This window comes from Chryseobacterium elymi, from assembly GCF_003385495.1.
Classification (GTDB): Bacteria; Bacteroidota; Bacteroidia; order Flavobacteriales; family Weeksellaceae; genus Chryseobacterium; species Chryseobacterium elymi.
This window is the reverse complement of record NZ_QNUH01000035.1, coordinates 1-11782: the sequence shown is the minus strand read 5'-3', so window position 1 is coordinate 11782 and position 11782 is coordinate 1. Positions and strand designations below refer to the sequence as shown.

Genomic DNA, 11782 nt, shown 5'->3' with positions numbered 1-11782 from the left:
AAATTAAAAACAATACAATAGACTACGAAATCATTCACCGCGAAAATGGCGATGAAAACCTGACTCTGAAATCTGTAACCATCCTTTTAAAAGCAAAAGATCTGGATGCATTTTTAAAAACATGGCTGGGAAGCATATGCTGGACAGGAAAAAGTACATTCAGGAAGTTCCATAAAAGAAGCAACTGGTTTATCGGTGTTTTCGAACTGGAGGGGCTGGAGAAAATCAATTTTAATGAAAAAGATATTCAGTTCCAGACCACAAGAAGCCAGGGAAGTGGCGGACAGAATGTGAACAAAGTAAACACCGCTGTTCGGGCCACTCATGTACCCACCGGAGAAAGTGTATTTGCACAGGATTCCCGGTCACAGCTGGAGAATAGAAAGCTTGCTATCATGCGGCTGAAAGAAAAAGTGGCCGGAATTTATATCAGGCAGCTTGAAAAAAGAATGCAGGATACATGGAACAATCATCTGCAGGTGCAGAGAGGAAATCCGGTCCGTACATTTTCCGGAGCGGACTTTAAAAAGAACTATCAGGATAAATCATTTAAAAAACAGAGAAACATTCTGAAAAGAGAATTAAAAAACGACAGAAATGACCTTAACTAAAAGTAAATATTATTTTGAAGCACTGGATAATTATCCATACAGCCTTCCGGACTGCCTGGAAGCTTTGAACTATGCCCTGTCCTATGATCCTGAAGACGCGGACAGCCTCTGCCTGATGGGAAGAATATACAGCGAAATGCTGACCGATTACGAAAGGGCAAAAATGTATTTCGAGGAAGCGATGCAGTGTAATGTAGCCAATCTCAACACACCACAGCATTATATCAAATGTCTTTTGGATAATGAAGACCTCGATGAAGCAGAAAAACTAATTCATTATACCTTAAGAATCAAAGGAATAGATAAAGCACAGATACTGATACTGAAATACCAGCTGTTTGAAATAAGACTGGAGTATAAAAAAGCATTGGAACCTTTAAAAGAAGCAAGAAAATACAGCTATAACCAGGCTATGATTGATTTTTTGACAAGCAGGGAAAAATTGATCAAAAACAAAATGACAAAAACCAAAAAGAAAGGGAAAAAGTAATTCAATTTCTTAAATGATGTCTCACCCATTACAGAAGGATCTTTTTAAGGTCCTTTTTTTGTAGCTTTAATATATGGAACTCAATTTTGAACTTAAAACACTTCAGCTAAAAGAAACTTTCTCAATCGCCTATGGGAATTATGATACAAGAGAAGCATTGCTGGTAGAGTTATCTTATTTAAACTGTAAAGGATATGGTGAATGTGTTGCCATAGATTATTATCATATTGATCTGAAAAGCTTTATCATCAGATTAAAAGAGATACAGCCCTTATTTGAAAAACAGACTGTCGTTCATCCGGAAGATTTCTTCCGGTTTCTTTCAACGTTGAATCTGCATCCGTTTTTAAGGTCTGCCTTAGATTGCGCCTATTGGGATCTTTTCGGAAAACTTGAAAACAAAAGCTTTACCGAATTAAATCATATTCCTTCCGGGAACTTAGCCGAAAGTTCCATTACCATTTCAGTGGCGGGTATTGAAGATCAGATCCGAAAAATAGAAAAAAGTAATTGGAACATATTCAAAGTAAAATGTAAAGGACTGCATAAAGACAATATTGAAAAGCTGCTGAGATTAAACCGCAATATCGCTTTAGATTCCAATGCCAGCTTTACAGATCAGGATTGCTTATGGCTTCAGGAAAATGAAAAGATCAGCCAGTTTTCTTACCTGGAACAGCCAAGACCGGTTGACCAGTATACAGTTTTAAAAAAAGAAGGTTTTGCCAATTGGATGGCAGATGAAGATTCTCAGGATCTTAATTCCCTGGAAGAGCTTCTGCCTTATTATAAAAGTGTCAATATCAAACTGATGAAATGCGGTGGACTCACTCCGGCATTGGAGATGATCAGAAAAGCAAAAGAACTGGGTTATACAACTATGATAGGCTGCATGACGGAATCAACAGTGGGGATCTCCGCTGGCTGTGTATTGGCAGGCCTTACTGATTTTGTCGACCTTGATGGCGCAAACCTCATTTCCAATGACTATGCCTCTGGAAATTTTGTAGAAAACGGAAAAATAATCCTGTCCGGTAAACCCGGACTGGGAATAGTTGTGAAATAAGGCGGAAAAAATAATGAGTGATGAATGATGTTTAGGTAAGTTTTATACACTAATACTCTTTAGCTTTCAACCTCTCCAACTCTAAAATGCTACTTCTTATTCACAGAAATCAGATAATCATACACCATTTGGTGCTGATCATCACTTAATTTCGCTTTCGGAGCCATTCTGCTTAATGTTTTAATCCACCCCTGATCATTATGTTTAGCCGGATCCGGAAGTTTGTGGCATTTGGAACATGAATTTTCAAAAATAGTTTTACCCTGGACCAGCTGCTCAGATGCAGTGTATTTTGGCCCGGTTACAGCAACGCTTTTAGGTCCGCATGATACCATAAATGCAGCACCTGCGATCATACTTAAGATTATTTTTTTCATATCCATATTCTGATTTGATGATTATCTTTTCACAGAAACAATATAGTCGTATACCCACTGATGCTGTTCATCAGTCAGTTTCGCTTTCGGAGCCATTGAATTCATGATTCCTACCCACTGTACAGAGGTATGTGCTGTAGGTTCCGGGAGCTTATGGCATCTTCCGCAGGCATTTTCAAAGATTGTTTTTCCCTGAGCTATTTGTTCTGCAGTAGAAACGGCAGGTCCTATAGGTCCGGCTGTAGAAGCTTTTGGTGTACAGGAAGCCAGTAACAGGCAGGTAAATAATGCAGCAGCGGATATTTTTTTCATGTTTCTTGAATTTTGATTAATAACAAATGTAGGAATTTCCCCTTCCTATTGATGAAAAACGCCCTAGTTTTAATTTAGAAGAAATAAAATTAACACCCGTTTGTATGGGAGTTTGAATGTTATTTTTATATTTTTGAATCAATGAAATTTTCTACAGAAGAATTAATGGAAGGAATACAGTCAGGAAATAAACGCCTGATCGCAAAAGCTATTACATTAGTTGAAAGTAAAAAAGCCGAACACAGGATCCAGGCAGAAGAGCTTCTGAAGAAAATAATGCCTTTCACGGGAAATTCCATAAGAGTAGGAATCACCGGAGTTCCCGGCGCAGGAAAGTCTACATTCATTGAAAATTTCGGAAGGCTTGCTATTGCTAACGGTAAAAAAGTGGCTGTTCTTGCCATCGATCCAAGCTCTTCCATTAATAAAGGAAGCATTTTGGGAGATAAAACCAGAATGGAAGAATTGGCAAAAGAAGAACATGCCTTTATCCGCCCTTCACCGAGTTCCGGGTTTCTTGGCGGAGTTGCCAATACCACCTTTGAAACCATGATGATATGCGAAGTAGCAGGATATGATTATATTTTGATCGAAACGGTTGGAGTAGGACAGTCCGAAGTGCTTGTAGCTGATATCACCGATGTGTTCTTATTTCTGAAGATCATTGGTGGCGGAGATGAGCTTCAGGGGATTAAGCGGGGCATTATGGAAATGGTAGATCTTATTTTTATCAATAAAGTAGAAAAAGATAACCTTCAGAAAGCCAAAAACACAAGGCTGGAGCTGAAACGCGCATTGGATTTTATCCCTCCAAAGGAAAAAGGCTGGAAAATTCCGGTATTATTAGGCTCTGCCCTTTACAATGAAGGTTTAGGGGAAATATACACTAAGATCGATGAATTCATAGATCTGAAAAAGAAAACGGCACGCTTTAAGGAAGTCCGCACCCAGCAGGCAGAAAAACGGTTTGAATATTGGGTTCAGGAATATATCCTTGCTATGATGAAAAGAAGCGATTCCGTAGAGGCTGCTTATGTACAGCACAAAAAAAATGCTTCAGAAATGGTTTCTAATCCCAGCACTGAAGCAAAGCTTTTTGTTGAAAAATTTTTATCTAAAGACTAAAGCTTTTCCTTTTCTTTTGGCGTTTTCTCATTCTTGGAAACATAACCATCATAGGTTATCGGCTGTCTGTCATTACTTCTCATAGATACAAATGCTTTACCGTTTTTAAAAATTTCTATATTAATCTCATCAACATTTCTTGCATCGTTGGGCCTAATTTTTAAAGTCCAGTTTCCTTTTTTATTCTGAGATTTATTAATAGTAAAGTCCTTGGATGTAAAACGGTAGCTATTTTGATCTCTATCTCCGAAAACAGGATTAAATACTCTCCCGAAATATGGAAGTACAACCTCTAAATTATTTTTATTGATTATAATGCTATAGTTATCTCCGTTAAGTTCTAAGATCCTCATTGAAGTAGAATTTGGCATTGAGTTCATAACATTGATAACATCATAATTCATAGGATTTGCTCTTTGTGCATGAAAGGTAAATTCCTGGGAATCTACAAGAGCATCAACTGTTTTGGAATCCAATGAAGCCTGTGAGGAACAGCTTTGAAAGAAAAAAAGGAATCCAAAAATAAATATAAATGAAATATACTTTTTCATAACCGTAATAATTGTAAATTTAAATAGCAAAATGTATGCAAATATATTCCTTCTGAATCATTTTGGAATAAAAATTGTAAATGTTGAATTATTAACACTCAAACAACTATGAAATTTACACATCTATTAGGAATAGGAGCAGTTGCCTTGTCAACTGTAGCATGTACTACTAATCCAATTACGGGCAGGTCTTCATTACAGATTGCAAATAATTCGGAAATATTAACAATGTCTGCTCAGGAATATAAAACGACATTGTCTAAATCTAAGATTATCACAGGAACTGCAGATGCAAAAAGAATAACGAGTGTAGGAAGCAGAATAAAAAGTGCAGCAGAAAGATATTACCAGAGTATAGGAAGATCAGCAGATCTTACGAATTATAACTGGGAATTCAATCTTATACAAAGCAATGAGCTGAACGCCTGGTGTATGCCCGGCGGAAAAGTTGCCGTGTATACAGGTATTCTTCCTGTTACAAAAAATGACAATGGTCTGGCTGTAGTGATGGGACACGAAGTTTCACACGCTTTAGCAGGGCATGGTAATGAAAGAATTTCCCAGGCTATGGTTGCACAGTACGGAGGTTCTATTCTGGGCGGAACAATTTCCAATTCACAGTGGGCCGGTATTTTTGAAAAAGTATATCCTATCGGATCACAGGTAGCCCTGCTGAAATACGGTAGAAATCAGGAATCAGAAGCAGACCAGATGGGACTGTACCTGATGTCTATGGCAGGATATGATCCAAGAGAGGCAATTCCTTTCTGGAACAGAATGGAAGGGGCAGCATCAGGCTCAAGACAGCCTGAATTCCTATCAACTCACCCGAACCCTGAGACAAGGATCTCAGATATCAACAAAAACCTTCCAAAAGCTTTGGAATACTATAAAGCAGCGGGAGGGAAAATATAATTATTTCAGAATTTAATCTTGTATAGAGCCTTATTGAATTTTTCACTAAATTGGGTAAGGCTTTTTTTCAATGTAACCACTAAATACAATATTTATGAAAAGTTTATCAATTACCGGACTTATACTGCTTGCCGTATCGGCATTGCTTTTTTATCTGACTACAGATTTTACGGTAGGAGGAATTACCATTTCACACATGATGGGTGTAATGGGCGGAGTAGGAATTGGTCTTATTATTGGCGGAATGGTAGGATATGTAAGCAAAGGAAGTGCAATAAAGGCGGAAGAGAAAAAAAGGGAGTTCAAAAGACTACAGCAAGAAAAAGAAGAGCTGGAAAAACAGGCAGCAGATATTGCCCGGCGTGAAGCAGAACTTCAACAAAATCAAAACCCTCAAATTTAATATTTGAGGGTTTTTTATAGTTGCCATTTTCAAATTATTTAAACTTATAACCTACGCCTACCAAAAACAGATTAGGCCTGTTGTCATATCTGATTTCCGATCCGGAAACTTTATTGATGAAGTTTCTTTCATCTTTGCTGAAAGCCCCTTCATATCGTGCATTGATGATCAGTTTTTTAATTTCAAGCTGTGCACCGAACTGGTATCCAATTGTGAAATCGCTTTTAACATTTTCTTTAAAATCGTTGTAGGTATTGTCCTTGCTTAAATTATAACTGGCTACCGGTCCTACAAAAACACCCAGCATATCACCTAAAAGATTATATCCTAAAAGAACAGGCATATCGATACGGTTGCTCTTCACATCAAAAGTAGTATTCTCCGTAGTGAATTCATTTTTGAAATGAGTGTAGTATAATTCCGGCATTACATAAAGTGCAGTCGGAAGTCCTATCTTTAAAGAAAGTCCCACGTTGAAACCTGCATTGTTTTTTCCGGTTCCTTCAATGGCTTCATTTACCGTTCCTTTAATGTTTTTCCAGGAAGGAGAGCCTGTCGGGAATATTAAGTTGGCTTTTCCTGCCAGAGAAATCTGTGCGGAAGCGAACATTGAAAACCCGATTAACGCTAAACTAAGTACCTTTTTCATTATCATCTATTTTAGAGATTGTATTTTCAATCGTTTTATTATTTTCAAGTAAATATTCTCTCAGTTCTTTAAACAGTTCTGAAGAATAAACGAAGTCAATAAGATTTTTATTGCCCGCAGTAATGAGAACGTCTTTGTTTCCTTCCCATTCTTTAATGCCCAGTCTCAGGTATACAATTTTCTCACCAATCGTCATCACTGAATTCATATCGTGAGTATTGATGATGGTTGTTGTATTGTATTCTTTGGTGATTTCAAGAAGGAGGTCATCAATTACATTGGAAGTATAGGGGTCAAGACCTGAGTTCGGCTCATCACAGAACAGATATTTCGGATTGTTTACGATCGCCCTTGCAATGGCAACCCGTTTTTGCATTCCTCCGGAAATTTCAGATGGAAATTTTCTGCCGGCCTTGTCAAGATGTACTCTGCCAATCACTTCAAATACTCTTTTCTTTTTTTCTCTGAAAGTAAGGTTGGTAAACATATCCAGCGGGAACATGATATTTTCTTCCACCGTTAGAGAATCAAAAAGTGCGCTCCCCTGGAATACTGTTCCGATCTCTGAACGCAGGTGCTGTTTTTCCTCCCGTGTCATGACGTTGATATCCCTGCCGTCAAACAGGATCTCTCCTGATGATGGCTGATAAACATTCAATAAGCTTTTCAGGAAAACAGTCTTTCCGGAGCCGCTCTGCCCAATGATCAGGTTTACCTTTCCTTTGTCAAAAGAAGTTGAAATTCCTTTAAGTACTTCAACCTCGTCAAAACTCTTCTTAAGATCTTTTACCTCAATCATCAGCTTAATATTAATTGGGTTAAAATTAATTCCGAAATGATAATAAACACCATGGTCCATACTACAGCCTGTGTACTGGCTCTGCCTACTTCCAGCGATCCTCCTTTTACATTATATCCGAAGTAAGAAGGCACTGTAGCAATAATAAAAGCAAATACGGTGGTTTTTATAAACGCGTAGTACACAAATAAATTCGGCATATACATCTGGATACCCACTATATAATCATTCTCTGTCCAGTTTCCCGTCAGGATACCTGCCAGATAGCCACCTCCGATACCGAATACAATACTGATGGCAATAAGCAAAGGATTGAAAATCACACAGGCAAAAATTTTTGGCAATATCAGGAAATTCGGAGAGTTTACCCCCATGATATCCAGTGCGTCGATCTGTTCGGAAACCCTCATAGTTCCTATACTTGATGCAATATATGATCCTACTTTACCTGCCAGGATCAGACTGATAATGGTTGGTGAAAATTCCAGTACCAAAACAGCTTTTGTAGCATATCCCACGAATGAAGGTGGAATAGGAAAAGAGGAAGAATCAAAATTATTGAACATCTGAATAGCCACAACGGCTCCCACGAATATAGAAGTGAAGATTACAAGCCCAAAAGAATTGACGCCGAGATCATTTATTTCTCTCATGAACAGCTTCCAAAAAACCCTCATTTTCTGGGGCTTTTGCAAGGATTTACCTAGAAGGATAATATATTCCCCTATTGCTGTAAAAAACTTTTTTAACATGCTGCTAAATTAGACTTTTTTTATTTAATTCAGGTTAGACCTCATGTGCTCGATGGAGGATTATTTAACCTAAAAGCAAATATGATTCCTCAATTTCAGTCTTAGCCTTTTGTTTTATTTTATTTTGCATTTTTATCGCCGCCGATCACCAATAGAACAGTCTTTAAAATAATAATAAGATCCAAAACAAAACTCCAGTTTCTCACGTAGAACGTGTCTGCTAGAATCCTCTTTTTCATTTCCATTTCCACATCTCCATAATCTCCGCGCAGCCCGTTTACCTGGGCAAGACCTGTGATGCCGGGAGATACCATGCTTCTTAAGCTGTATCTTCCTATCTTGGGCTTATAAAAATTGTCAACAGCCAGCATATGCGGGCGTGGCCCTACAATGGACATTTCCCCTTTCAGAACATTGATAAACTGAGGAAGTTCATCAAGGCTGGTTTTCCTAAGAAATTTTCCGATTTTTGTGATCCGGACATCATTTTCTTCCGTAGTTTTTGTTGCGGATTCATCATTAACGATCATGGTTCTGAATTTGAGACATGAAAATACTTCTTCATGGAAACCATATCTCTTTTGAACAAAGAAAACTGGCCCTTTAGACGTTATTTTGATGAGAATTGCAATAATAGGAAATAGCCAGGAACCAAGTAAAACCAATATAAGAATAGAAAAAGTGAAATCAAAAATCCTTTTAACCAGAAAATTGGAGTAATAATCCAAAGGGTATTTTGCCTGACTGAGAATAGGCTGTGTCTGAATATACCCAAGATCATACAGAAAAAAATCGCTCTGTGTAATGCTCGGAATTAATGAGACATGAACTTTGTGGTCTTCAGCCAGCTTAAAGATTTCAGTTTGGAGACTTTCGGTGAAATGGTTTTCTGTGGATAAAAAAAGCGTGTGGATTCCGTTTTTTTTCCAAAAATTAACGAGCTCGGTTGGTTTTATATCAGATGTTCCGTACTCAAATATTTTATATCCGTAATCTTTTCTGTTTTGAAATATATTTTTCAAAATTTCAGTAGAGCCTGTTTCCCCCAAAAACATTACATTTCTATAATTGATCCCCAGTGAGCGGAAATATTTTATAATAAAATAAATGATCGATTTCGCAAGAAAGATAAAGAAAAGAAGATAGAATGAAAGCCAGTAAATATCTGAATTGAAAAATACATTTTTGCTTACTTTTCCAATAAGAAGAACGCCTAGTATAAAAAAAAGGAAATGGATAAGGAGGCGCTCCAAAAACAAAGTATACGTAAGATTCCTCTGAATATTATAAATTTTTGTCCTGCCGCTTAGAAGCATCCAGAACAAAAACAGTAATATCAGCGAAAAAATATTCTGATACCAGGTTTCCTGATGATATTTTAAACTTTCATTCCTGGTTATAAAAAAGAATATAAAAATAGATGCAATAACCATGAGGTCAAGCAAAATAATGATCGATTTCAGGTATCTGGAGTATCGAATTCTCTGCATCTATCGGTGTTTATAACGGATACGTAGGGCTAATGTACGTATTTTTTACGGTATATTCAGGTATTTGTGGGTCTGCACCGAAGCCTGCCATTCCGGATGGGCCAAAATAAAATCGGTGATCTTGGGGTACATCTCATCACGCTTGCTCCATTCACTCTGCATATACAATCGGCAGTTTTCAGAAACCTTTGATGCCTGTTCCTGGGCAAATGTAAAGTCGTGCTGATTGAAGATGATCACTTTAAGCTCACTGGCTTTTTCATAGATCTCTTCTTTCGGAAGTCCTGTTTTCTTAGGCGAAAGGGTAATCCAGTCGATCTGTCCGCTTAGCGGGTAGGCTCCTGAAGTCTCAATATGAATGGTGCATCCCAATTCCTTTAATTTGGATGTTAAGATATCTAAATTCCACATCAATGGTTCACCGCCGGTTAAAACGATTGTTTTACTGTGCTTTGCAGCAGTTTCTGCAATTTCCTCTGCATTCATCAATGGATGGAGGTTCGGATCCCAGCTTTCTTTTACATCACACCAATGACATCCGACATCGCAGCCTCCCAGCCTGATGAAATAGGATGCTTTTCCGGTGTGTGCCCCTTCTCCCTGTAAAGTGTAAAAATGCTCCATTACAGGGAGCATTTTACCTTCTTTTAATAAAATATCTTCTTCTTTGTTCATTTTAAAATTAATCGTTATAGACCGAAGTTTTATAAGCGATGATGGTATTCTTCATCAGCATGGCTCTGGTCATAGGGCCTACTCCTCCAGGTACGGGCGTGATCCAGCTTGCTTTAGCCGCACAGCTGTCAAAATCTACATCACCTGCAAGGTAGTATCCTTTTGGAGAGTCATCATCTACTCTTGTGATACCCACATCCACGATTACTGCACCATCCTTGATCATATCTCCTTTTAAGAAATGAGGATCACCTAATGCGGTAATAACAATGTCTGCTTTTTTTGTATATTCTTCAATGTCTTTTGTGTAAGAGTGTGTTAAAGTTACGGTAGAGTTACCGGGGAAATCTTTTCTCCCCATCAGGATGCTCATAGGTCTTCCTACGATTTTGCTTCTTCCGATAATTACACAGTCTTTTCCTTTAGTTTCAATATTATATCTTTCCAATAGTGTCAGGATCCCAAATGGAGTAGCGGGAAGGAAAGTGTCCATTTCCAATGCCATTTTTCCGAAATTTTCGGGATGGAAACCGTCTACGTCTTTTCTTGGATCAATCGCCAGAATAATTTTTTCCTGATCGATCTGGTCCGGTAAAGGAAGCTGTACGATAAAACCGTCTACCTCCTTAGATTTATTTAATTCATCAATTTTCTCCAGCAATTCAGACTCGGAAACGGTGCTTGGGAATTTTAAAAGCGAAGAGCGGAATCCTACTTCCTCACAGTCTTTTACCTTACTGTTTACATACGCCTTGCTTGCCCCGTTATTTCCTACAAGAATGGCCACCAGATGTGGTGCTCTTTTCTTGCCTTCAAGGATCTTTTCCACTTCCACCTTGATTTCTGCCTTTATTTCTTTGGATACTTTAAGTCCGTCAAGAATTTCTGCCATTTTTACTTTTTTTACTTTTATTTAGATTTTATTGAATACAACAATATCCTGGAATTCATCGGCTCCTTCCTTTTCTACATCGGTTCTCCAGAATCCTCCTTTTATGGTGGTTACTTTTAATCCTGCTTCTGCTGCCATCTCATTCAGCAATGGGATGCTTACGGCAATATTGGCTGCGGTCACTTTATCGTCCATAAGCCTGTAACCTTCATACTGATGTGGAAATGGCATTGTACCGAATTCCTTTTTAGTTTCATCGTACAGGAAGAATGTGGCCAGACATTGTCCGTGGCTCTTTAATACTCTGCTGATTTCACTAAGGTATCTCTTGATTTCCGGAATCTGCATATGCGTGAAAACCGAGAAAAGAAATGCTTTATCAAATTGCCCATCATCATAAGGAAATGTAAAACTTTCTGCTTTTTGGCTGAAAGTATTGTACAGGTCATTATAAATCGGAGTAAACTTAAATTTAAAATTCGGATGTTTTTTACCGATATGTTTATTACACCAGTTGATTCCTTTTTCAACGGCATCAAAACCGTCGTATGTTCCTTTGTCTATAGTCTCTGTAAGGGCTACTGCTGTTCTTCCGATACCGCATCCCACATCCAGAACATGATCTGTATTTTGTAAGCCAATATATTTTTTAAGTGCATTTACCTGACGGATTCC

16 protein-coding genes are annotated in these 11782 nt (G+C 38.0%); 6 read left to right on the top strand and 10 right to left on the bottom strand.

The features are described 5' to 3' along the window. The 3 genes from prfH to DRF60_RS20200 form a co-directional block, all read left to right on the top strand. Nucleotides 1–611 (top strand): peptide chain release factor H (prfH, locus tag DRF60_RS20210; protein ID WP_116015052.1); only part of this gene is annotated, 611 nt, incomplete at its 5' end. Then, entirely contained in the window at nucleotides 598–1101 is a 504-nt protein-coding gene (locus DRF60_RS20205) for a tetratricopeptide repeat protein (protein WP_116015049.1), read from the top strand. The genes prfH and DRF60_RS20205, both read left to right, overlap by 14 nt. Nucleotides 1102–1174: 73 nt before the next feature. Continuing rightward, nucleotides 1175–2167, top strand: coding sequence for an enolase C-terminal domain-like protein (locus tag DRF60_RS20200; RefSeq protein ID WP_116015047.1), 993 nt, complete (start codon nucleotides 1175–1177; stop codon nucleotides 2165–2167). Between the two features lie 89 nt (nucleotides 2168–2256). On the opposite strand, the gene DRF60_RS20195 is transcribed toward DRF60_RS20200, so the two are convergent. Continuing rightward, nucleotides 2257–2544, bottom strand: a complete 288-nt coding sequence (locus DRF60_RS20195) for a cytochrome C (RefSeq protein ID WP_116015055.1) — start codon at nucleotides 2542–2544, stop codon at nucleotides 2257–2259. Between the two features lie 21 nt (nucleotides 2545–2565). Continuing rightward, nucleotides 2566–2856, bottom strand: coding sequence for a c-type cytochrome (locus DRF60_RS20190; RefSeq protein WP_116015044.1), 291 nt, complete (start codon nucleotides 2854–2856; stop codon nucleotides 2566–2568). Between the two features lie 141 nt (nucleotides 2857–2997). Between DRF60_RS20190 and meaB the strand changes: the two genes are divergently transcribed. Further along, entirely contained in the window at nucleotides 2998–3981 is a 984-nt protein-coding gene (gene meaB, locus DRF60_RS20185) for a methylmalonyl Co-A mutase-associated GTPase MeaB (protein WP_116015042.1), read from the top strand. On the opposite strand, the gene DRF60_RS20180 is transcribed toward meaB, so the two are convergent. Next, nucleotides 3978–4532 carry a DUF4251 domain-containing protein gene (locus DRF60_RS20180; RefSeq protein WP_116015040.1) on the bottom strand — a complete coding sequence of 185 codons (555 nt, stop codon included), beginning with the start codon at nucleotides 4530–4532 and terminating at the stop codon, nucleotides 3978–3980. The two genes, meaB and DRF60_RS20180, sit on opposite strands and share 4 nt — an antisense overlap. Nucleotides 4533–4640: 108 nt before the next feature. On the opposite strand from DRF60_RS20180, the gene DRF60_RS20175 reads away from it, so the two are divergent. Both DRF60_RS20175 and DRF60_RS20170 read left to right on the top strand, forming a co-directional pair. Next, nucleotides 4641–5447: a M48 family metallopeptidase gene (locus DRF60_RS20175; RefSeq protein ID WP_116015037.1), complete on the top strand. Its 807-nt coding sequence runs from the start codon at nucleotides 4641–4643 to the stop codon at nucleotides 5445–5447. A 94-nt stretch (nucleotides 5448–5541) separates the two neighbouring features. Then, nucleotides 5542–5850 (top strand): hypothetical protein, encoded by a 309-nt coding sequence (locus tag DRF60_RS20170; RefSeq protein WP_116015034.1) that lies wholly within the window; start codon nucleotides 5542–5544, stop codon nucleotides 5848–5850. Between the two features lie 34 nt (nucleotides 5851–5884). Here the strand turns inward: DRF60_RS20170 and DRF60_RS20165 are convergent, their stop codons facing one another. The 7 genes from DRF60_RS20165 to DRF60_RS20135 form a co-directional block, all read right to left on the bottom strand. Next, a complete protein-coding gene (locus DRF60_RS20165) occupies nucleotides 5885–6499 on the bottom strand; it encodes an outer membrane beta-barrel protein (protein WP_116015031.1) in 615 nt (204 codons plus the stop codon). Further along, entirely contained in the window at nucleotides 6483–7298 is an 816-nt protein-coding gene (locus DRF60_RS20160) for an ABC transporter ATP-binding protein (protein ID WP_116015028.1), read from the bottom strand. The genes DRF60_RS20165 and DRF60_RS20160 overlap by 17 nt, the downstream gene beginning before the upstream one ends. Then, nucleotides 7298–8050, bottom strand: coding sequence for an MlaE family ABC transporter permease (locus DRF60_RS20155; protein WP_116015026.1), 753 nt, complete (start codon nucleotides 8048–8050; stop codon nucleotides 7298–7300). Before DRF60_RS20155 ends, DRF60_RS20160 begins: the two co-directional genes overlap by 1 nt. A 119-nt stretch (nucleotides 8051–8169) precedes the next feature. Further along, nucleotides 8170–9540 carry an exopolysaccharide biosynthesis polyprenyl glycosylphosphotransferase gene (locus tag DRF60_RS20150; RefSeq protein WP_116015024.1) on the bottom strand — a complete coding sequence of 457 codons (1371 nt, stop codon included), beginning with the start codon at nucleotides 9538–9540 and terminating at the stop codon, nucleotides 8170–8172. A gap of 45 nt (nucleotides 9541–9585) precedes the next feature. Further along, entirely contained in the window at nucleotides 9586–10215 is a 630-nt protein-coding gene (locus DRF60_RS20145) for a 7-carboxy-7-deazaguanine synthase QueE (protein ID WP_116015022.1), read from the bottom strand. Nucleotides 10216–10222: 7 nt separating this feature from the next. Continuing rightward, entirely contained in the window at nucleotides 10223–11107 is an 885-nt protein-coding gene (locus DRF60_RS20140; protein WP_111958477.1) for a bifunctional 5,10-methylenetetrahydrofolate dehydrogenase/5,10-methenyltetrahydrofolate cyclohydrolase, read from the bottom strand. Nucleotides 11108–11128: 21 nt separating this feature from the next. Next, nucleotides 11129–11782 (bottom strand): class I SAM-dependent methyltransferase (locus DRF60_RS20135; RefSeq protein ID WP_133297256.1); only part of this gene is annotated, 654 nt, incomplete at its 5' end.